At 67.7% G+C, this 257-nt stretch carries 1 protein-coding gene; it reads left to right on the top strand.

Annotation, left to right across the window (positions count from 1 at the left end; all coding sequences use genetic code 11):
• On the top strand, positions 1 to 257 hold a 257-nt coding region (locus BIU95_RS13355; RefSeq protein WP_139179804.1), incomplete at both ends, for a hypothetical protein.

The following is a 257-nucleotide window of genomic DNA, read 5'->3' on the forward strand; positions in this document are numbered from 1 at the left end:
GAAGAAGGGCGAGTTCGTCGACCTCTTCCAGGAGCTCGCAGCGTCCGGCTACGCCCGTGCGATCGTCGACGGGGAGCGCATCCAGCTCAGCGACCCGCCCAAGCTCAAGAAGCAGGTCAAGCACGACATCTCGGTCATCGTCGACCGCCTGGTGTCGAGCGACGACATCCTCGGGCGGCTCACCGACTCGCTCGAGACCGCGCTGCGGCTGACCGACGGCACCGTCGGCATCGACCTGGTGGACCACGAGGGACCCG

This window comes from Curtobacterium sp. MCBA15_007, from assembly GCF_001864905.1.
GTDB lineage: Bacteria > Actinomycetota > Actinomycetes > Actinomycetales > Microbacteriaceae > Curtobacterium > Curtobacterium poinsettiae.